At 56.2% G+C, this 20,423-nt stretch carries 16 protein-coding genes; all 16 read left to right on the top strand.

Annotation, left to right across the window (positions count from 1 at the left end; translation table 11 throughout):
* Positions 1–94 precede the first annotated feature (94 nt).
* The 16 genes from rpsA to JOY50_RS16050 all read left to right on the top strand — a co-directional run bounded on the left by rpsA (position 95) and on the right by JOY50_RS16050 (position 20,372).
* Positions 95–1,771 (top strand): 30S ribosomal protein S1, encoded by a 1,677-nt coding sequence (rpsA, locus tag JOY50_RS16125; protein WP_003252673.1) that lies wholly within the window; start codon positions 95–97, stop codon positions 1,769–1,771.
* Positions 1,772–2,179: 408 nt separating this feature from the next.
* Complete coding sequence (gene ihfB, locus JOY50_RS16120) at positions 2,180–2,476, top strand: integration host factor subunit beta (RefSeq protein WP_019472263.1); 297 nt, start codon at positions 2,180–2,182, stop codon at positions 2,474–2,476.
* A gap of 19 nt (positions 2,477–2,495) precedes the next feature.
* Entirely contained in the window at positions 2,496–2,759 is a 264-nt protein-coding gene (locus tag JOY50_RS16115) for a lipopolysaccharide assembly protein LapA domain-containing protein (protein ID WP_019472264.1), read from the top strand.
* A 102-nt stretch (positions 2,760–2,861) separates the two neighbouring features.
* Positions 2,862–4,292 carry an MBL fold metallo-hydrolase RNA specificity domain-containing protein gene (locus JOY50_RS16110; protein WP_243055527.1) on the top strand — a complete coding sequence of 477 codons (1,431 nt, stop codon included), beginning with the start codon at positions 2,862–2,864 and terminating at the stop codon, positions 4,290–4,292.
* Between the two features lie 247 nt (positions 4,293–4,539).
* Positions 4,540–5,601 carry an LPS O-antigen chain length determinant protein WzzB gene (locus JOY50_RS16105; protein WP_243055526.1) on the top strand — a complete coding sequence of 354 codons (1,062 nt, stop codon included), beginning with the start codon at positions 4,540–4,542 and terminating at the stop codon, positions 5,599–5,601.
* A gap of 104 nt (positions 5,602–5,705) precedes the next feature.
* Complete coding sequence (tviB, locus tag JOY50_RS16100) at positions 5,706–6,983, top strand: Vi polysaccharide biosynthesis UDP-N-acetylglucosamine C-6 dehydrogenase TviB (RefSeq protein WP_243055525.1); 1,278 nt, start codon at positions 5,706–5,708, stop codon at positions 6,981–6,983.
* A gap of 47 nt (positions 6,984–7,030) precedes the next feature.
* Positions 7,031–8,056, top strand: a complete 1,026-nt coding sequence (locus JOY50_RS16095; protein ID WP_243055524.1) for an NAD-dependent epimerase/dehydratase family protein — start codon at positions 7,031–7,033, stop codon at positions 8,054–8,056.
* 97 nt (positions 8,057–8,153) lie between these two features.
* Positions 8,154–9,440 (top strand): oligosaccharide flippase family protein, encoded by a 1,287-nt coding sequence (locus tag JOY50_RS29110; RefSeq protein ID WP_243055523.1) that lies wholly within the window; start codon positions 8,154–8,156, stop codon positions 9,438–9,440.
* A complete protein-coding gene (locus JOY50_RS16085) occupies positions 9,427–10,659 on the top strand; it encodes a hypothetical protein (RefSeq protein WP_243055522.1) in 1,233 nt (410 codons plus the stop codon). Before JOY50_RS29110 ends, JOY50_RS16085 begins: the two co-directional genes overlap by 14 nt.
* Positions 10,649–11,566, top strand: a complete 918-nt coding sequence (locus tag JOY50_RS16080) for a glycosyltransferase family 2 protein (protein ID WP_243055521.1) — start codon at positions 10,649–10,651, stop codon at positions 11,564–11,566. The genes JOY50_RS16085 and JOY50_RS16080 overlap by 11 nt, the downstream gene beginning before the upstream one ends.
* Before the next feature lie 5 nt (positions 11,567–11,571).
* On the top strand, positions 11,572–12,669 hold the full coding sequence (locus tag JOY50_RS16075; protein ID WP_243055520.1) for a glycosyltransferase family 4 protein: 1,098 nt from the start codon (positions 11,572–11,574) through the stop codon (positions 12,667–12,669).
* Between the two features lie 36 nt (positions 12,670–12,705).
* Positions 12,706–14,658 carry an asparagine synthase (glutamine-hydrolyzing) gene (gene asnB, locus JOY50_RS16070; protein WP_243055519.1) on the top strand — a complete coding sequence of 651 codons (1,953 nt, stop codon included), beginning with the start codon at positions 12,706–12,708 and terminating at the stop codon, positions 14,656–14,658.
* A 1-nt stretch (position 14,659) separates the two neighbouring features.
* On the top strand, positions 14,660–15,805 hold the full coding sequence (locus tag JOY50_RS16065) for a glycosyltransferase family 4 protein (RefSeq protein WP_243055518.1): 1,146 nt from the start codon (positions 14,660–14,662) through the stop codon (positions 15,803–15,805).
* Between the two features lie 242 nt (positions 15,806–16,047).
* Entirely contained in the window at positions 16,048–17,013 is a 966-nt protein-coding gene (locus tag JOY50_RS16060) for an SDR family oxidoreductase (RefSeq protein WP_243055517.1), read from the top strand.
* A gap of 280 nt (positions 17,014–17,293) precedes the next feature.
* Positions 17,294–18,307, top strand: a complete 1,014-nt coding sequence (locus tag JOY50_RS16055) for a glycosyltransferase family 4 protein (protein WP_243055516.1) — start codon at positions 17,294–17,296, stop codon at positions 18,305–18,307.
* Positions 18,308–18,368: 61 nt separating this feature from the next.
* Complete coding sequence (locus tag JOY50_RS16050; protein WP_243055515.1) at positions 18,369–20,372, top strand: nucleoside-diphosphate sugar epimerase/dehydratase; 2,004 nt, start codon at positions 18,369–18,371, stop codon at positions 20,370–20,372.
* The last annotated feature ends 51 nt before the right edge of the window (positions 20,373–20,423 follow it).

Raw genomic sequence — 20,423 nt, 5'->3', positions numbered from 1 at the left:
AACGTCCTGCCGGCTTTCCTTTACTTAAAACGAACCCACATTGTCTGGAATGTGGTTATGGGCGTTTGTTTCGCCCGAATCTACAGGAATTAAAATGAGCGAAAGCTTTGCAGAACTCTTTGAAGAAAGCCTGAAAACCCTCAATCTTCAGCCGGGTGCCATCATCACCGGTATCGTTGTCGACATCGACGGCGACTGGGTTACCGTACACGCTGGCCTGAAGTCCGAGGGCGTCATCCCGCTCGAGCAGTTCTACAACGAAGCTGGCGAGCTGACCATCAAGGTCGGTGACGAAGTTCACGTTGCGCTGGACGCGGTCGAAGACGGCTTTGGCGAAACCAAACTGTCCCGTGAAAAAGCCAAGCGCGCCGAGTGCTGGATTGTTCTGGAAGCAGCTTTCGCCGCCGAAGAAGTGGTCAAGGGCGTTATCAACGGTAAGGTTAAGGGCGGCTTCACTGTCGACGTTAACGGCATCCGTGCGTTCCTGCCGGGCTCCCTGGTTGATGTCCGCCCTGTGCGCGACACCACCCACCTCGAAGGCAAAGAGCTGGAATTCAAGGTCATCAAGCTGGACCAGAAGCGCAACAACGTTGTTGTTTCGCGTCGCAGCGTGCTGGAAGCCGAGAACAGCGCCGAGCGCGAAGCCCTGCTGGAAACCCTGCAGGAAGGCCAGCAAGTCAAAGGTATCGTCAAGAACCTCACCGACTACGGCGCATTCGTGGACCTGGGCGGTATCGACGGCCTGCTGCACATCACCGACATGGCCTGGAAGCGCATCAAGCATCCTTCGGAAATCGTTAACGTTGGCGACGAAGTCGACGTACGCGTTCTGAAGTTCGACCGCGAGCGCAACCGCGTTTCGCTGGGTCTGAAGCAGATGGGCGAAGATCCGTGGGTAGCTATCACTGCCCGCTACCCAGAAGGTACTCGCGTACAAGCTCGCGTTACCAACCTGACCGACTACGGCTGCTTCGCTGAGCTGGAAGAAGGCGTTGAAGGTCTGGTACACGTTTCCGAAATGGACTGGACCAACAAGAACATCCACCCGTCGAAAGTCGTTCAGGTTGGCGACGAAGTGGAAGTCATGGTTCTGGACATCGACGAAGAGCGTCGTCGTATCTCCCTGGGCATCAAGCAGTGCAAGTCCAACCCATGGGAAGACTTCTCCGGCCAGTTCAACAAGGGTGACAAGATCACCGGTACCATCAAGTCGATCACCGACTTCGGTATCTTCATTGGCCTGGACGGCGGCATCGACGGTCTGGTTCACCTGTCCGACATCTCCTGGAACGAAACCGGCGAAGAAGCCGTACGTCGTTTCAAGAAGGGCGACGAGCTGGAAACCGTCATCCTGTCGGTCGACCCAGAGCGCGAGCGCATCTCCCTGGGCATCAAGCAGCTGGAAGACGATCCGTTCTCCAACTTCGTTGCTGTCAATGACAAGGGCGCTATCGTCAAGGGCATCGTGAAAGAAGTTGACGCCAAAGGCGCCATCGTCACCCTGGCCGACGACATCGAAGCCACTCTGAAAGCTTCCGAAATCAGCCGTGACCGCGTTGAAGACGCGCGTAACGTTCTGAAGGAAGGCGAAGAGATCGAAGCCAAGATCATCAGCGTTGACCGCAAGTCCCGCGTTATCAGCCTGTCGATCAAGTCGAAAGACGACGCTGAAGAGCGCGAAGCCATCCAGAGCCTGAAAAACGCTCCGGAAGCGGCTGCCGACACCACCATGGCTGCGCTGCTGCGCGAAGCAATGGCCAAGCAGAACTGAGTTCTGTTTGATCGGTAAAAAAGGGCGACCCTCGGGTCGCCCTTTTTTTTGCCTGTATGAAGCCAGCTCGGCGTACTAGGCGTTGCTTGCAAAGTTCCACCAGGTGGCCCGGTCCCGCTACTGGTAATTAAATGCTAGCGCGATCACTGTGGGAGCGGGCGCGCCCGCGAACACGGGCGAAGCCCGTGCCATCCACCGCGCCGCCTGCTTCGCGGGCATGCCCGCTCCCACAGGGGGCGTGCTGGCCAGAATAAAGAGGCCTGCTTGCCCCGGCCGGCTAGACCATTCTTGCAAAACTTCAATCTTGAATTTTTTTATTAAGTCAAGAACCACCCTGTTCAAATCCCTCCCAGCGTGCTACAAACTGGTTAAGCAATGATCTAGCTGCTTGATAACGAAGGGAAAAATATGACGAAGTCGGAGCTGATCGAACGTATTGTCACCCATCAGGGGCTGCTCTCGCCCAAGGACGTGGAGCTGGCCATCAAGACCATGCTTGAGCAGATGTCACAGTGCCTTGCCACTGGTGATCGCATCGAGATTCGCGGTTTTGGCAGCTTCTCGCTGCACTATCGCGCCCCGCGCGTGGGCCGTAACCCCAAGACCGGCCAGTCGGTCAGCCTCGAGGGCAAGTTTGTGCCGCACTTCAAGCCCGGCAAAGAGCTGCGAGACCGGGTCAACGAAGAAGACGAGGCTGAAGCCTGATCAATCAAGGAGCATTCTGATGCGTAACCTCAAGCGCGCCCTGGCGGCGGTGTTCGTGCTGCTGTTGGCGGCTGTGGTTTTGTTCTTCGTGCTGGAAAACCAGCAAGCCGTTTCGTTGGTCTTGTTCGGCTGGGCCGCGCCGGCCATGCCGGTTGCCGTGCTGGTATTGGCCGCCTTGGTCATTGGCCTGGCAGTCGGGCCGTTGCTGGGTGCCTATGGCGTGCAGCGCAGCAAGCGCAAGATCAGGGAGTCTGCCCGTAAGGCGGCACTCAGCAGCAACTAAGGAAATTTCCTACACCCTCGTAGGAAAGTCTCACCTATGCATACACCGGCCGTCATGGAGTAATAGCCCACTTCATTTTCGGCCCCGGCGAGTGTGCGCAGCATGGAATATCCCAGCCTTTCCCACCACGGTGGTACCCGGGGCGTCACCGGGTCTTGCCACCAGTTGCACCTTGATGCGGCCACCAGTCTGCTGATCGATTGCGGGCTTGAGCAGGGGAGCGAAGCTGCGCCAGGTGCGGAAAGCGCGGCACTCGGCTTCGACATACAGGGCATCCACGCCCTGGTCATCACCCATGTTCATCTCGACCACGTGGGTCGCATCCCTGCACTGCTAGCCGCTGGCTTCCGCGGCCCCATCCTGTGCAGCGAGCCCTCTGCCCGGCTGCTGCCGCTGGTGCTGGAAGACGCCTACAGGCTGAGCATCAGCCGCGAGCCTGCGCAAGTGGCGCGGTACATCGATTTGATCCGTGACCTTATTGTGCCGCTGCCTTTCGAGCAGTGGCACGCGGTGGTCGAGGGCCCGGGTGTTGCTTGCCGCATCCGCCTGCAGCGCGCAGGGCATCTGCTGGGGTCAGCCTATGTGGAGTGCGACATTCAGCAGGGGCAGGCCAATACCCGGTACGTGTTCTCCGGTGACCTGGGCGCTTGTGGCAACCCATTGCTGCGCCCGGTGCAGCCCCCGGAGCGTGCTGACGTACTGGTGCTGGAAAGCACCTATGGTGACCGCCTGCATTCGCATGGCGGCGACCGCAGGCAGCGTCTGGAAGATGCCATCGATCGTGCCTTGGCAGACAAGGGCACCATCCTCATCCCGGCATTCAGCCTGGGCCGCACCCAGGAATTGCTCTACGAGCTCGAGGACATACTGCATCGCAAGGCTTTGCTAGGCAAAGCCGGCCCAGGGCCCGATGGCGATCCGCTCGACTGGTCGCAGCTGCCCATCATCCTCGACTCGCCATTGGCTCAACGCATCACCAGCGCGTACCGAGAACTGCACGATTACTGGAATGCCGAGGCCAGGGCGCGCCTTGCACAGGGGCGCGACCCGCTCGGCTTCAGCCAGCTGATCAACGTGGACACCCATGCCCGACACCAGCAGGTGGTCAATTACCTGCAAAGCACCGGGCGGCCGGCGATCGTGATTGCCGGCAATGGCATGTGCTCGGGTGGGCGGATTGTCAATTACCTCAAGACCATGCTGGGGGATCCGCGGCATGAGGTGATGTTTGTGGGGTACCAGGCCAAGGGTACTCCGGGGGCGGTGATACAGGCCAGTGAGGGGGCCGAGCGTTTTGTGCAGATTGATCTGGATGGAGAAATGTATGAGGTGCGTCTCAAGGTGATTACGCTCGGAGGGTTTTCGGGACATGCAGATCAGCGCGAGCTCGTAAGTTTTGCGCTGCAGTGTGAGGCACCTGCCCGTCGTATAGTATTGGTGCATGGCGAAGCCAAGGCAAAGCATGCACTTGCTGTGGCGCTGGCTAATGAAGCCGCCCGGTTGGGGCGGTGCGTCGATGTTACGGTGGCGTAGGCCGGCACCTGACCAGCTGTCGTTGCTTGCAGGAACATTTCAGCATTTTCCAGCTCTATTCCTTCTTGGCGGTCATCGATGCGCTACGCTAAAAAACCTTGAGTGGGGTGCTGATTCACCTTACCCTCAATGACACGTGAGGTCGCGCTGCCTGGCGTGAATACGTTCAGGCATGTTGGTATTCGCCAGTTGGGTGATGCGTCGATGATGTCGGAAAGCAGTATGGGCTAAGGAAAAAATAGAATAAATGCACAATGACCGTGAGCGTTTAAACGGCAAGTCTGTAGTCGATTTGGTGGAATTGATCGAAGGGCTATGGAAGCAAAAATGGATTGTGATGTTGACTGCGACGGTCGTTACGGTGATAGGTATAGCCTATGCGCTGCTGGCGACTCCTATATATGAGGCGAGGGTTTTCGTCCAGTCGCCTTCTCAGAAAGACATTGCGCAACTCAATTATGGAAGAGGCGGTGACAGCGGGTTACCTGACTTATCGGTAAAAACCGTCTATGAAAGCTATGTGCGTTATCTTCAGTCAGAGGCGGTGCGCCGGCAATTCTATCGTGAGGTCTATTTGAAGTCGCTACCCGAAGCAGATCGGCGTGGCGCTCAGGATGATCTGTATGCGAAGTTCAATAAAGTTGTCTCGGTGCCCGTCGCGGTTAAAGACATGCCCGGTCGTTTCGAGATTGTTGCGACGTCCCGTGACCCACAGCAAGCTGCTGACTGGATCGTCCAGTATGCGAAACTTGCCGGGGAGCAGGCCAAAAATGAAGTAACTGCCGATGTGCGTGCCGATGCGTTGGTCAAGGCAAGTAATCTGAAAGAGCGTGTTCGTTCCGCCAGGGAGGAGGCACGTAAAGCCCGCGAGGACCGTATTGCTCGTCTTTCTGAGGCACTGGCTGTAGCGCAATCAATCGGCTTGGAAAAGCCGCCCATCATTTCGGGAAATGGCAGTTCGGAGCTGTCGGCGAACATGGAGGGCTCGCTGGTGTACATGAGGGGGAGTCGTGCGATCGAGGCAGAGCTAAAAAACCTGCGCGCCCGTACTTCCGATGACCCGTTCGTGGATCATTTACGGCGCGATCAGGAAACCATCGCCTTCTACGAAGGGCTTGAGGTAGACCCTGCGGTTATTGAGGTCTATCGCCAGGATGGAGGCTTGTATGCTTCCGATAAGCCGGTCCATCCACGGAAGGCACTCATTGTGGTGCTGAGTGCGTTCCTGGGGCTGTTGCTCGGCGTTCTTATTGCTCTTTATCGGGCCTTTTTCCTCACGCGCCGGTTTGCGCGCAGTGCCCGGGAGTAAATGTGTTGTTGCTTGGGTAGGGGCGCACCCCTGGTTTTAGATCAGTATCCTGCGGTGTCGCCAGGCTGGATTCCCGCCGGCGATGACCTCGTTTAACTTTACAGATGAACGTCCCCATGAATATTAAGCTGGCGGTTATTGGTTTAGGCTATGTAGGTCTGCCCTTGGCAGTCGAGTTCGGCAAGCGTCGTGAAGTCGTTGGGTTCGATATCAATGCATCGCGAATTGATGCATTGAAGGCAGGTCACGATGCGACTCAAGAGGTCAGCGCTGACGAGCTGGCGAGCGCACAGTTGCTGAGTTACAGCGCGGAAACTGAAGATCTGCGCCGTTGCAATGTATTTATTGTTACCGTTCCTACACCTATCGACGAATACAAACAGCCGGATCTGACTCCGCTGGTGAAGGCTTCTGAAACCATCGGCCGAATCTTGAAAGCCGGTGACATCGTGATTTATGAGTCTACGGTCTACCCGGGGGCGACCGAAGAAGTCTGTGTCCCAGTCCTTCAGCGTGTGTCCGGGCTGGTATTCAACCAGGATTTTTTCGCAGGTTATAGCCCTGAGCGTATAAATCCGGGTGACAAGGAACATCGAGTAACGACGATCAAAAAGGTTACATCGGGTTCGACCGAGGCCATTGCTGATGTGGTCGATTCGCTGTACCGGGAAATCATCACGGCGGGTACGCACAAGGCGGCAAGTATCAAAATTGCCGAGGCAGCCAAGGTCATTGAAAATACCCAGCGCGATTTGAATATCGCATTGATCAACGAACTGGCGATTATTTTCAATCGGCTGGGTATCGATACCCAGGCGGTGCTGGATGCTGCAGGCACAAAGTGGAACTTCTTGCCGTTTCGCCCTGGCCTTGTGGGCGGGCACTGTATTGGCGTCGACCCTTATTACCTCACGCACAAAGCCCAGGCCATTGGGTACCATCCAGAGATCATCCTTGCTGGTCGGCGGTTGAATGACTCGATGGGGCGCTACGTTGCCTCACAATTGGTCAAGGCGATGCTCAAGCGGCGTCTTCAGGTGGAAGGGGCGCGCGTGCTGGTTATGGGCTTGACGTTCAAGGAAAACTGCCCGGATCTGCGCAACACACGCATTGTTGATGTTATTGCCGAGTTGAGTGAGTACGGTATTGGCGTCGACGTATTTGACCCTTGGGTTGATGCGGCCGAGTCTCAGCATGAGTATGGCATCACGCCCGTGGCTACCCCGCCTGCGGGCGCCTATGACGGCATCGTTGTGGCCGTTGCGCATCAGGAGTTCAAGGCGCTCGGCGAGGCTGCCATTCGTGCCTATGGCAAGCCCGGCCACGTACTCTACGACTTGAAGTATCTGCTGGATGCTGCAAGTTCCGATATACGCCTTTAGTTGGCAACGATGACAGCTTTGTTAAAGATTAAAGGTAGGCTTGAAAAATGACAGCATACGAGTCGGTTCAACAACTGCTTGCCCAAAGCCCTAAAAGATGGCTGATTACCGGGGTGGCAGGGTTTATCGGGTCCAACCTGCTTGAGCATCTGCTTTTGCTCGATCAGGAAGTAGTGGGCCTGGATAACTTCGCAACGGGCCACCAGCGTAATCTCGACGAGGTCAGGGCCAATGTCAGTGCCCAGCAATGGAGTCGCTTCACCTTCATGCAAGGTGATATCCGCAATCTGGATGATTGCCATGCGGCCTGTCGCGGTGTGGATTATGTGCTGCATCAGGCGGCTCTGGGGTCAGTGCCGCGCTCGCTGAACGACCCCATTGCTACCAATGCAACCAATATCGACGGCTTCTTGAACATGTTGGTTGCTGCACGTGATGCGGCGGTCAAAAGTTTTACCTATGCGGCGAGTAGCTCGACGTATGGTGATCACCCAGGTTTGCCAAAGGTAGAAGACGTGATTGGCAAGCCGTTATCGCCGTATGCGGTGACAAAGTATGTGAACGAACTGTATGCCGAGGTCTTCTTCAGGTCTTACAATTTCAACAGCGTCGGCTTGCGCTACTTCAATGTGTTCGGCCGTCGGCAAGACCCGCAAGGTGCTTACGCGGCGGTCATTCCTAAGTGGCTTGCTTCGATGATCAGCGCGGACGACCTGTTTATCAATGGTGACGGTGAGACCAGTCGTGATTTCTGCTTCATTGAAAACGTGGTGCAGATGAACCTTCTGGCTGCAACTAGCGGCGACCCTGCGGCTGTCAACCAAGTCTACAACGTGGCAGTCAGTGGCCGAACTTCCCTCAATCAATTGTTCGAGGCATTGCGTAAGGGCCTGGAAGAGAACGGTGTGGTCTATTCAAAAGCCCCCGTATACCGTGATTTTCGTGCTGGCGATGTGAGGCACTCGCAAGCGGATATTTCAAAGGCGCAGAAGCTATTGGGTTACGAACCGGCTTATGACGTGATGAGTGGTATTTCCAAGGCCATGCCCTGGTACATTAATTTCCTTGCCTGAGAAAGCGCCTTTGTAGCTGCTTGAAATTGCAATGGCTCGAGCCAGCGGGTGCCTTGACGCTGGCCCAGTTTGGCTGACATAGGTGTGAGGAGATTCGGTGCATTACAGAAATATCATTTGGAATCTGCTGGGCCTGGGCTTGCCGCTCATTATCGCTGCACTGACAGTGCCAGGTTTGATTTCAATCGTAGGTACTGAGCGTTTTGGTCTTCTCGCACTCGCTTGGGGCCTGATCGGGTATGCCGGTGCGCTCGATCTGGGAATTGGTCGTGCATTGACACAGCGTATTGCCTCCTTGCGAGGCGATTCGGAGGTCGCGGTCATCAGCGATGCCGTTGCAACAGCGGTTACTTTGACCTCGGTGGTTGGTGTCGTAGGCTTGGTGGTGATTGCATTGGGCTCGCTTTCAGGCGTGCAGCAGTTCATTCCGCGCCAGAGTATTCCTGCGACAGAGATCACGTTGTCCATGCTGCTATTGGCCTTTGCCCTGCCAATGCAAGCGGTGAGTGCAACCTACCGGGGGGTAAATGAGGCATACCTGAATTTCAAAGGCATCAGCCTGCTAAGAATTGGATTGGGTGTTGCCAATTTTGGAGGGCCGTACCTGGTTGCACAATTCACGCATGAACTGCCATGGCTGGTGTCGACCTTGGTTGTTTCGCGTGCGGTTGCGCTGCTTATTTATCGGTACAGCGCAAAAGGTTGTTTAGTTGGGCAGCAGCACGGTCGCTATGTAAAAGAAGAAGCTATCAAGTTGCTGCACTTTGGAGGGTGGGTAACGGTCAGCAGTATCGTTAGCCCGTTTTTGGTGCAGGCGGACCGGTTCTTTGTAGGTTTCCTGTTATCCGCTGCTGCGGTGACAGCCTATGTGATCCCTTACGAAATTACCGTTCAGTCGATGATTGTGGTAGGCGCTGTTAGCACAGTCGCGTTTCCTGCGATCGCTGCGCTGATGCGGGAAGGTGTGGGTAAGGCGTGGGCATTGTTCCGTACCTGGACACTTCGTGTGGCTGTGATGATGCTGATCATCATGAGTGCCATGGCGCTGTTGATGCCGGTGGTTCTCAACTTGTGGGTAGGTGAGTACGTTACTTCTGAATCGGTCACGGTGGGGCGGATTTTGTGCGTAGGTGTATTCTTGAATGGTATTGGCGCCATGCTCTATGCCTTTTTGCATGCCCAAGGTCGGACTAAAATCACCGCTATTTTTCACCTGATAGAATTGCCGCTGTTCGTCGGCGCTCTTTACTGGCTGATTCAGGATTTGGGCGTCATAGGTGCGGCGATTGCCTGGATGCTGCGAACGTTGCTCGATACGCTATTACTAGGCTGGGCTGTATCGCGTGCAAAAGGCCATAGTGAGGTGGTCGATGCCATTGAATAACTTCGCCCGGCAGGTAGCAGGCTTGATACTGCTGCTGTCTCTGGTATTTCCAACAAGCTTCACTGCGTTCAAAACCGTAGCGCTTTTGCTACCGCTAGGCTGCCTGGTATTGGGTGGTGGAGTTGTAGGCAGGGTTGATACACGCCTGATGTGTGCTGCGATCCTGTTTTCTTTTATCGGGCTTGGTTGGTCCTTGTATGGCATGTTGGTGGGTAACCTTGGTGCACTGCGTGTGCTCACCGTGATGGTTGTGTACCCGATATTGTTCACGATACTCGCGATGCTTTATCGAGGAGACAGTCAAGGCCTGGACCGCCTGTTGGTATTGGCCGGGATGCTGATTGTGCTGATTGATCTGGGCTTCGTATTGGGTGAAATCGTGCTGCCTGGCAACCCGTTAGGCGTGACTCTGCGAGCGCTTTATGGCGACGAGGCGGTCGTCGATTATGGCGCAGGATACTTGAAGTTTACTTTGCCTAACGTCTCCACTGTAATTTTCTTGCTGTCCTTCATGTTGTGCCGGATCATTTGCCAGCGAATTACTCTGGCTGGGCTGGTAACGTTCCTGGGCCTGGTGCTGGTGGTCCTGCTTTCCGGGCGGCGAGTCATATTGGTTACGGCGTTGTTCGGTCCCGTTATTGCCTACTGCATGAGTTGGGGTGCCCCTGGTGGTAGAGGGTTGGCGGTATTCAAAGTCGGCAGTTTTGCCGGTGCAGCCATTTTGCTTGCAGTATTCATATATTCACTGTGGCCTGACTACATCTATGAGCGGGTAACGTCAATTTTCGAGTTTGGTGCGGGTGCGAGCAATCTTGAGCGGACGTATCAATTTATTGCGTTGATGGATGGTATTTATGCTCATCCCTTCTGGGGAGCGGGTGCGGGTGCGGTGGCTGACTACATTCGCTCGGAAGAAATGCCCTGGGCCTATGAGTTGTTTTATGTTGCACTGGTTTTCCAGTATGGTCTCTTGGGTTTCTCGATTTACGCAGTGGGCGTGTTTTTCCTGATGATGTTCCTGGCCCGGGAGGTGCGACGTAAAGGGCGCGACAGCTTTGAGTTCTATTACCTGTGCGGGCTTATTTCGTTTTTGTTGGCTACCGCCACCAATCCGTACCTGGCAAAGTTTGATTATATGTGGGTTTTGTTCGTGCCTGTGGCCTTGTTGAATCACCGGCTGATAGAACGCGTTGACAGGAACTTGGTTCATGGACATTGATGTAGTTATCGTTAACTGGAATTCGGGCACGCAGATTCGCGACTGCATCAACTCGTTGAAAGCGAGTATCACCATGGGTCAGGCCCGGGTTATTGTGGTCGACAATGGCTCAACCGATGGTTCCGATCAGGGTTTGGAGCAAGAGGGTGTTCGTGTGTTGCGCACCGGCGCCAATCTTGGTTTCGCACGAGCCTGCAACTTGGGTGCTGCCGAAGGGGATGCTCCTTTCGTATTATTCCTCAACCCTGATGCTGCTGTGTACCCGGGTACCCTCGATTACGTCTTGTCGTTCATCCGTAGTCCACGTAATGCCAAGGTTGGCGTATGCGGCGTGCAACTGGAAGAAGAAAACGGCCATATTGCACGCAGTTGTACGCGCTTGCCAACAACGGCCAGTTTCATTACTCATGCTCTTGGCCTGGACCGTTTCGTTCCGCGTCTGGGCTTTTTCATGGCCGAGTGGGCTCATGATACTGATCGCTCAGTCGATCACGTGATCGGTGCGTTCTACCTCATTCGTCGCGAGCTTTTTGATCAACTGGGCGGCTTCGATGAGCGATTCTTTGTTTATCTCGAAGACTTGGATTTGTCTAAACGAGTCAAAGATGAAGGATACAGCATCGAGTATCTGACCGAGGTGAAGGCGTTTCATAAAGGCGGGGGGACGTCAGACCAAGTCAAGGCGCGCAGACTCTTCTACTCATTAAGAAGCCGGATAATCTATGCCTTCAAGCATTTCGGGCGGGTATCTGCCACTGCCGTGCTGCTTGCGACCCTATTGCCCGAACCTATCCTGCGTGTCGGCCTGGCGCTGCTGAAGCGCAAGGGGGGCATGGAGACGCTACAGGCCTACCGTATGTTGTTCGTCTGGCTGGGTGAATGGTTGAAAACGGGCAAGACACGATGAGCAGCTTGAAGACTGATTCCGGCAATACCCCAAAGAAAATCCTCGTCCTCAGCCGCTACACACGCATGGGCGCGAGCAGCCGCTTGAGGATGTTGCAGTACATCCCTGCGCTGCAGGATAGCGAGCTGGTGTTTGAAGTTAGCGCTTTCTTTGGTGAGGACTACCTGAGCGATCTTTATGCCTCGTCCAGGCGTTCGCCATTAAAGTTGCTGCGCTATTACCTCAAGCGCGTAGCCGTCTTGCTGCGTGCTGGCCGTTATGATGCGGTGTGGATAGAAAAGGAGCTCTTTCCCTTCGTCCCCGCCATATTCGAGCGCTGGCTGCGAGTCACAGGTGCTCGATATCTCGTCGATTACGATGATGCTGTGTTCCATAATTATGACCTCTCTCCTCGGGCGTGGGTACGCCGATTACTGGGCAACAAGATTGACCACGTGATGCGAGCGTCGAATGTAGTCGTGGCTGGCAATGATTATTTGGCGGATCGGGCAAGGCAAGCAGGTGCCGAGTGTGTCGAGATCATTCCGACCGTGGTCGATCATCGCCGCTATCGGGTCAGTCCCCGAACCACCGATCAACCGCTGACAATTGGCTGGATTGGCTCGCCCTCGACCCAGAAATATGTCGTCAGCATTCATACCGCGCTGCTTGAGGTTTGTACGCGTTACGGTGCCAGGCTTATGCTGGTTGGTGCCAATGCGAATATCGCTGCTCAATTACAAGGGATCGAAGTTGAAGTCCTTCCCTGGAGCGAGGATAGCGAGGCTGTACTGATCGAGCGCATGGATATCGGTATCATGCCGCTGATTGATGGCCCGTGGGAAAAGGGCAAATGCGGCTACAAACTGATCCAGTACATGGCCTGTGGTGTACCTGTAGTCGCTTCGCCGGTTGGGGTGAACGTCGAGATCGTTGGCGACAACCGCTGCGGTTTGCTCGCCCAAGATCAGGCCGAGTGGCTGGCTGCACTGTCCCAATTGCTGGCTTCTGATGAAGAGCGTAGACGCCTGGGTTTAGCTGGCAGGCATGCGGTCGAGTCACGTTACTCGATACAGGCACAGGCACCTGTACTCGAAAAACTCCTGAAAAGACTGACAGATTGATCAGCTTGCAAAGTCGAATTCACAAGGTGCGCCCCAATGTGTGGAATTGCTGGATTTTTTAGCCCGGGCTTGCCGAATGCATCGGTGCTGATCGGGCGAATGACAACTGAAATTATCCATCGCGGGCCTGATGATAGCGGTCACTGGATGGATGAGTCGACTGGCCTGGTTTTAGGTCACCGACGGCTGGCCATTCTCGACTTGTCGCCGGCCGGCCACCAGCCCATGGCATCGGCTTGCGACCGGTTCATCATGGTCTACAACGGCGAAGTCTATAACCATCTGGAGTTACGTACCCAGCTTGAGGCGCAAGGGTGCGCACCTGCCTGGCGGGGACATTCCGATACCGAGACTCTGCTTGCAGGTATCGCTGCCTGGGGGCTCGAGAAGACGCTGCAGCGAGCGGTTGGCATGTTCGCTATCGCGCTTTGGGACCGACTTGAGCGGACGCTTAGCCTGGCGCGTGACAGGTTTGGCGAAAAGCCGTTGTATTACGGATGGCAGGGCAGCAGCTTGCTGTTCGGCTCCGAGTTGAAAGCGCTGAGATGCCACCCGGCAGCGACGAATGAGATCGACCGGGATGCACTGGCGCTGCTACTGCGGCACAACTGCATTCCCGCGCCGTACAGTATCTATAAGGGCATCCATAAGCTGCGGGCTGGTCACTGGATCAAGTTTCCACTCGCACAGCCCGAGGCTGCCGGTCATGCCCAGCCCACCGCATACTGGTCGCTCAACGAGGTGGTAGAGCAGGGGCTGCGCAACCCGTTCCAAGGTTCGTTCACAGAAGCTGCCGACCTGCTTGAGCGGCGGTTGTCAGCCACCGTAGGTCAGCAAATGCTGTCTGACGTTCCTTTGGGGGCGTTTCTTAGCGGCGGGGTAGACAGCAGTACCGTTGTCGCCCTGATGCAGGCGCAGAGCCGCCAGCCGGTACGTACCTTCACGATTGGTTTTGGCGAGTCTGCCTATAACGAGGCTGCATTTGCCAAGGAGGTTGCGCATCATCTGGGTACTGATCACACCGAGCTTTATGTGACGCCCAGCGATGCCCAGGCGGTTATTCCGCGGCTGGCTTCCATTTACTGCGAACCGTTCAGTGACAGCTCTCAAATCCCTACCTTTTTGGTCAGCCAGTTGGCGAGCGCGCATGTCAGGGTTGCATTGAGCGGTGATGGTGGTGACGAACTGTTTGGGGGATACAACCGTTACCTGATGGGTAACAAGGTCTGGAGCAGGTTGGCACGGTTGCCGGCGTTCGCCCGCAAAGGTGCTTCGTTCGCTTTACGTTCGTTGTCGTCTGCGCAGTGGGACCAGGTTTACGGGCTGCTCAAGCCGGTTATTCCATCCAGCTTGCAGATATCTACGCCGGGCGACAAAGCACACAAACTGGCAGGCCTGCTGGGTTTGGCAGATCAGCGCGAGTTCTACCGTACCTTGACAAGTCATTGGCAGGACCCAGCCAGTTTGATTATCGATGCCGTAGAGCCCGAAACGTTGCTGAGTGCCAGCGCACAGTGGCCAGCTACCGATCATTTCGCGCATACGATGATGGCGATGGATGCCCAGACGTACATGACCGATGACATTCTGGTCAAGGTTGACCGCGCTGCCATGGCCGTAAGCCTTGAAAGCCGGGTGCCAATGCTGGACCCGAGGGTTGTTGAGCTGGCCTGGACCCTGCCGCTTGGCCACAAGATTCATGAGGGGCAGGGTAAGCGAGTGCTGCGCGAGGTGCTTTACCGGCATGTGCCGCGGGAGCTGATCGAGCGTCCCAAGCAGGGCTTTTCACTGCCTCTGGACAGCTGGCTGAGAGGCCCTCTGCGTGAGTGGGCGCAGGCGCAGCTCGACCCCTCTCGATTGCGCCAAGAGGGAATCTTCCATCCTGAGCCGATTACTCGGATGTGGAATGAGCATTTAAGTGGTCGACGTAACTGGCAGCATCATCTGTGGAACGTCCTCATGTTCCAAGCTTGGTATTCAGAGCAATAGAATGCAAAAATTTCTCATGATCTCGAGTCATCCAGACTCGCTGCTGAACTTGCGTGGTGCACTGCTCGAAGCGGTGCGTGACAGAGGAATGCAGGTGCACGTGGCCTCACCCGACCTGAATGCCGACAGCCCTGTGCGCGCCGCGTTCGAGGCCAAGGGCATCATTGTGCACAACATCGATTTGCAACGCGTGGGCTTGAACCCCGTAGCGGATGTTTGCTCACTGTTGAAACTTTGGCGCCTCATGCACCAAATCCGGCCAACCTATCTGATGACGTATACAGTTAAGCCTGTGGTGTACGGCTCGATAGCGGGCTGGCTCGCACGAGTTCCTCGGCGTTTTGCGTTAATCCCCGGGCTGGGCTACGCCTTCCAGCAGCCGGAGCAAGAGGGCAAGCGGGGTATCGTACGCAGGGTGGTGCAACGGCTTTACAGTGCAGCCTTGCGTTGTACTCATAAAGTGTTTTTCCAGAATCCGGACGATGAAGCGTTGTTTCGCTCATTGAATCTTCTACCGGAACGTGTGCCATCCTGCGTGGTCAACGGGTCTGGCGTAGACGTGTCGTCGTTTGCAGTGGTTCCCCTGCCAGAGTTGCCGCGTTTCCTGTTAATCGCTCGGCTATTGGGTGACAAGGGCGTGCGTGAATACGCCGCTGCTGCACAGCGCATGCGCCAGCGCTATCCACAGGCGAGTTTTGCTTTGGTCGGCTGGATTGACGACAACCCGGATGCCATTACCCAGCGTGAACTGGACCGATGGATTGCGGAGGGTACCTTGCAGTATCTGGGGCGCATGAGCGATGTTCGCCCGGCGATCGAAGCCTGCAGTGTGTACGTCTTGCCTTCCTATCGGGAAGGCACCCCGCGGACGGTGCTGGAAGCCATGGCAATGGGGCGGCCGATCATAACCACCGATGCACCTGGTTGCCGCGAAACGGTGGTGCCGGAGGACAACGGTATGTTGGTCGCGGTGAAGAACGTGGAGCAATTGGTCGAGGCGATGGAGCGATTTGTGACAGAACCCGATCTGGCTACGCGCATGGGGCGGCGATCCAGGGAAATTGCAGAGCAGCGTTATGATGTCCACTCAGTGAATGCGGTCATGCTCGCTGAAATGGGAATTGCCCCCCAGGGCAGAGCCGGTTGATTTGCCGGGCATACGCACAAGCCTGTGTCCGATAAATCGGGCCAGCTGTTGAGCGACCCGGCCATCCTCTTTTTTGATAGCGCCATTGACGGCCCGTCGGCTCCATGCAGCGTAATCCCGTCAGCATGAAACTCACGGGCCTTTGATGGCCATCGGTAATTGCCAGGTAGCGGCAATTAGCACGCGGGCGAAAGATTACTGGTTTCGCTATTCAAAATTCATCATTTAGTGGGGGCAGTGATATGAAGGTATTGGTCACCGGTGCCGGGGGCTTTGTAGGTCAGGCACTTTGTACGCGACTCGAAAGTGCGGATGACATTGAAGTCGTTGGTGCTGTTCGTGCGCTGCCTGCGCAAGCCGAGGGTTCTTCATCGCTGGTCGCGGTAGGTGATATTGGCGGGCACACTGACTGGTCCCAAGCCCTCAGCGGCGTGAACGTGGTCGTTCATCTGGCGGCCCGCGCTCATGTGCTGAATGAACAGTCGAAAGACCCGCGCGAAGCGTTTCGACGGGTGAACGTGGAGGGCGCACTGGCATTGTTCCAGCAATCTATCGATGCTGGCTTGAAACGCTTCGTGTTCATCAGTTCCATTGGCGTGGTGGGCGGGAGCACAGAGGGTAAGCCGTTTACGGAAAGCATGCCGTCTGCACCACACGCCGATTATGCCCATTCCAAGTATGAGGCCGAAGAGGCATTGAAAGCCTTGTCGCAATCCAGTGGTGTCGAGCTGGTGATCATTCGCCCGCCGCTGGTTTACGCGGCGCACGCCCCGGGTAACTTTGCCCGGCTGTTAAAGCTGGTCGCACTTGGGGTACCGCTGCCATTTGGCAGCGTGATTAATCAGCGCAGCATGGTCGCGCTGGAAAATCTGGTCGATTTTATAGCCTTGTGCATTCGTCACCCGGCGGCGGCCGGTGAAACATTTCATGTTAGCGATGATGACGATGTTTCGTTACCACAAATGCTCAAACTGCTGGGCCGTGGAATGGGGCGGAATGTGATTTTGCTTCCGGTTCCAACGGGGTTGATGGCCTTAGGCGCGCAATTGCTGGGAAAGAAAAATCTTTACACGCAGTTGTGCGGCTCTCTACAGGTTGATGCAACGAAATCCAGGTCGCTATTGGGGTGGCAGCCCCCGGTCAGCGCAGAGCTCGCCCTGATGCAGGCGGGTAAAAATTTCAGGCGCTCGCACAAGCAGGGTGGCTAGGGTATTACAGCCGCGATGGAAACGGTCTGCGCTAAGTTACCGGCAGGGCGCGCCGAACCTTTTTTGTCAGAAATATCCGTATGTTGCGTGTGTGTTTTCTGTTGTCATGCAATGTGTCGATAGTATTAAACTCGCCGGCCAGCCTCCATCGCGCTGGTTTGCATGCGCCGCGTGTGGCTAAGGCAGGCCATAAGCTGATTGCGGTGTAATCGGCACTGCCGGCAAACGTGAATGCGGCTTTACTGGCTGTGGCCAGGCACTAACAGGAAAATAACAACTGATGATGCTTTTGTGGGCTTTACCTGCTGTACTGCTGCTGTCCCTGCTGATGACCGCTTGCTTGCGCCGCTATGCGCTGGCGCGCAGTGTCATCGACGTGCCTAACGCCCGCAGTTCGCACACTGTGCCTACACCGCGGGGAGGCGGCGTTGCCATTGTGGTGACGTTCCTGCTGGCTATTGTTGGCACGATGCTGTCCGGGGCAGTAGACAGCCGCTCACTGGTCGCCTTGGGCGGGGGAGGGGCGCTGATTGCCATCATCGGGTTCATGGACGATCACGGCCACATCGCCGCTCGTTGGCGGCTGCTGGGGCACTTCATCGCCGCCGTCTGGATGCTGGTCTGGATGGGTGGGCTGCCACCGCTGACGTTGTTTGGTTGGCAAGTCGATCTGGGTTGGCTGGGGGGCGTGCTGGCTGCGGTTTACCTGGTGTGGTTGCTCAACCTGTACAACTTCATGGACGGTATCGATGGCATTGCCAGTGTCGAAGCTATAACGGTGTGCCTGGGGACTGCGTCGCTATACTCATTGTCGGGTATGCTCAGCCATGCCGTGTTACCCCTGCTGCTGGCTGCAGCAGTGGCAGGTTTTCTGTTCTGGAACTTCCCCCCTGCCAAGATCTTCATGGGTGACGCTGGCAGCGGCTTCCTCGGCATTGTACTTGGCGGAATGTCGTTGCAGGCAGCCTGGGTGTCGCCTGACATGTTCTGGTGCTGGCTGATCCTGCTCGGCGTGTTCATCGTCGATGCGACTTACACATTGGTGCGCCGCCTGCTGCGTGGCGACAAGGTTTACGAGGCACACCGCAGCCATGCCTACCAGTTTGCCTCAAGGAAGTTTGGCAGGCACTTGCCGGTGACTTTGGCGGTTGTCGTACTGAACCTGTGCTGGTTGTTGCCCATCGCTTTCTGCGTTAGCCGACTTGGCCTGGATGGCGCCGTGGGCGTGGTTCTAGCCTATATCCCGCTGGTGTGGTTGGCTGTGCATTTTCGCGCGGGGCAAATTGAAGAGTGAAGCAAAGGGATCAGGAGCGACTCGATGTCAGGGAATTTCTGGAAATCGTTTAAGAGGAGCAATGGAAAAGGTGCGCGCTAAACTGCTTGCTCTACCTCGTAGACATAAACGCTTGCTGCAGGTGTTGACCGATATCGTACTGATCTGGGCTGCGCTCTGGATGGCGTTTCTCGTGCGTCTGGGGATCGACGATTTGGTCAACCCCTTCATCGACCACGGCTGGCTGTTCCTGACAGCGCCGGTGGTAGGTATCCCGCTATTCATCCGTTTCGGCCTGTACCGCGCCGTCATGCGCTATTTCGGTACCGATGCGCTCATTGCCATTGCCAAGGCCATTACCCTTTCCTCGCTTATTCTCGGTTTCATCATCTACTGGGCCGGTGACCATCAGCATGTGGTGCCACGTTCCATCACATTCAACTACTGGTGGCTGAGCCTGATCATGATCGGTGGCCTGCGCCTGGCCATGCGTCAGTACTTCCTGGGCGACTGGTTTGCCGCTGCCGTGCAGCACGTACCCTTTACCAGTACCAACCGCACTGACGGCTTGCCGCGGGTGGCCATCTATGGCGCCGGTGGTGCTGGCAACCAACTGGTTGCCGCCTTGCGCGCTGACAAGGCACTGCGGCCAGTAGCGTTCATTGATGATGATCCCAGCATTACCGACCGGGTGATTGCCGGTCTGCAAGTTTATCGTCCCGAGCAACTGCAAGACATGATCAACGCCACGGGTGCTCAGGAGATCCTGCTTGCCATACCATCTTCCACTCGCACCCGTCGCCGTGAAATTCTCAATTTCCTTGAAGGCTACCCACTGCATGTGCGCAGTATCCCCAGCTTCATGGACCTGGCCAGCGGCAGGGTAAAGGTGGACGATATTCAGGAGGTTGACATTGCCGACCTTCTGGGGCGCGATGCAGTGCCTGCCCAGGCCGATCTGCTGGAGCGCTGTATTGTCGCGCAGACCGTGCTGGTGACGGGCGCGGGCGGTTCGATTGGTTCGGAACTGTGTCGGCAGATTCTAGGCCAGGCCCCCAAAACCCTGCTGCTGTTCGATCATAGCGAATTCAATCTTTACAGCATTGTCTCCGAGCTGGAGCAACGTATTTCCCGCGAGTCGTTGTCGGTGCGGCTGCTACCTATGCTGGGGTCGGTACGCAACCAGTCTCAGTTGCTGGAGATCATGAAAGCCTGGCGCGTCGACACGGTGTATCACGCTGCCGCCTACAAGCATGTGCCAATGGTGGAGCACAACATTGCAGAAGGCCTGTTGAACAATGTCATTGGCACCCTGCACACCGCCCAGGCTGCGCTACAGGCCGGGGTTGCCAACTTCGTGCTTATCTCCACCGACAAAGCCGTGCGCCCGACCAACGTCATGGGCAGTACCAAGCGCCTTGCCGAAATGACCCTGCAGGCATTGAGCCGCGAAGTGGCGCCGGTTTTGTTCGGCGACAGTGGCAGGGTCTCGCAAGTGAACAAGACCCGTTTCACCATGGTCCGCTTCGGTAACGTGCTGGGGTCCTCAGGCTCAGTAATTCCTCTGTTCCACAAACAGATCAAAGCCGGCGGCCCGCTGACAGTCACACACCCTAAGATCACCCGCTACTTCATGACCATTCCGGAAGCCGCCCAGCTGGTTATTCAGGCTGGCTCGATGGGTAAGGGTGGCGATGTCTTCGTGCTCGACATGGGTGAGCCGGTCAAGATTGTGGAATTGGCCGAGAAAATGATTCACTTGTCGGGCTTTAGCGTACGTTCCGAGCGTAACCCGATGGGGGATATATCAATCCAGTTCACCGGGCTTCGGCCTGGGGAAAAGCTGTATGAGGAGTTGCTGATTGGCGATAACGTAATCGCCACCCGCCACCCAATGATCATGAGTGCCACTGAAGACTTCCTGGCGTGGGATACCCTGAAGGACACCTTGCGCCAACTGTTGGCAGCCGTGGAGGTGGATGACTTTACTCGGGTACGGCAGTTACTGCGCGAAACCGTGAGCGGTTATTCGCCGGAAGGGGAGATTGTCGACTGGATTTACCAGCAGCGACGCCTGGAACCCTGATAGCGGTGGTTGGTATTCAAGGGCGCCAGTTCCTGTGGGCATCGTGCAGGC

The organism is Pseudomonas sp. BP01 (genome assembly GCF_022760795.1).
Taxonomy (GTDB): Bacteria; Pseudomonadota; Gammaproteobacteria; order Pseudomonadales; family Pseudomonadaceae; genus Aquipseudomonas; species Aquipseudomonas putida_Q.
Note: the sequence above shows the minus strand (reverse complement) of the source record. Positions and strands in the feature narration are given on the sequence as shown.

What these genes read in the sequence shown, in the direction of transcription:
- rpsA (WP_003252673.1), top strand. Translation starts at nt 95, where the DNA reads ATGAGCGAAAGCTTTGCAGAACTCTTTGAAGAAAGCCTGAAAACCCTC.
- JOY50_RS16080 (WP_243055521.1), top strand. Translation starts at nt 10,649, where the DNA reads ATGGACATTGATGTAGTTATCGTTAACTGGAATTCGGGCACGCAGATT.
- JOY50_RS16050 (WP_243055515.1), top strand. Translation starts at nt 18,369, where the DNA reads ATGGAAAAGGTGCGCGCTAAACTGCTTGCTCTACCTCGTAGACATAAA.
- ihfB (WP_019472263.1), top strand. Translation starts at nt 2,180, where the DNA reads ATGACGAAGTCGGAGCTGATCGAACGTATTGTCACCCATCAGGGGCTG.
- JOY50_RS16095 (WP_243055524.1), top strand. Translation starts at nt 7,031, where the DNA reads ATGACAGCATACGAGTCGGTTCAACAACTGCTTGCCCAAAGCCCTAAA.
- JOY50_RS16115 (WP_019472264.1), top strand. Translation starts at nt 2,496, where the DNA reads ATGCGTAACCTCAAGCGCGCCCTGGCGGCGGTGTTCGTGCTGCTGTTG.
- JOY50_RS16060 (WP_243055517.1), top strand. Translation starts at nt 16,048, where the DNA reads ATGAAGGTATTGGTCACCGGTGCCGGGGGCTTTGTAGGTCAGGCACTT.
- JOY50_RS16065 (WP_243055518.1), top strand. Translation starts at nt 14,660, where the DNA reads ATGCAAAAATTTCTCATGATCTCGAGTCATCCAGACTCGCTGCTGAAC.
- asnB (WP_243055519.1), top strand. Translation starts at nt 12,706, where the DNA reads ATGTGTGGAATTGCTGGATTTTTTAGCCCGGGCTTGCCGAATGCATCG.
- JOY50_RS16105 (WP_243055526.1), top strand. Translation starts at nt 4,540, where the DNA reads ATGCACAATGACCGTGAGCGTTTAAACGGCAAGTCTGTAGTCGATTTG.
- JOY50_RS16085 (WP_243055522.1), top strand. Translation starts at nt 9,427, where the DNA reads ATGCCATTGAATAACTTCGCCCGGCAGGTAGCAGGCTTGATACTGCTG.
- tviB (WP_243055525.1), top strand. Translation starts at nt 5,706, where the DNA reads ATGAACGTCCCCATGAATATTAAGCTGGCGGTTATTGGTTTAGGCTAT.
- JOY50_RS16055 (WP_243055516.1), top strand. Translation starts at nt 17,294, where the DNA reads ATGATGCTTTTGTGGGCTTTACCTGCTGTACTGCTGCTGTCCCTGCTG.
- JOY50_RS16110 (WP_243055527.1), top strand. Translation starts at nt 2,862, where the DNA reads ATGGAATATCCCAGCCTTTCCCACCACGGTGGTACCCGGGGCGTCACC.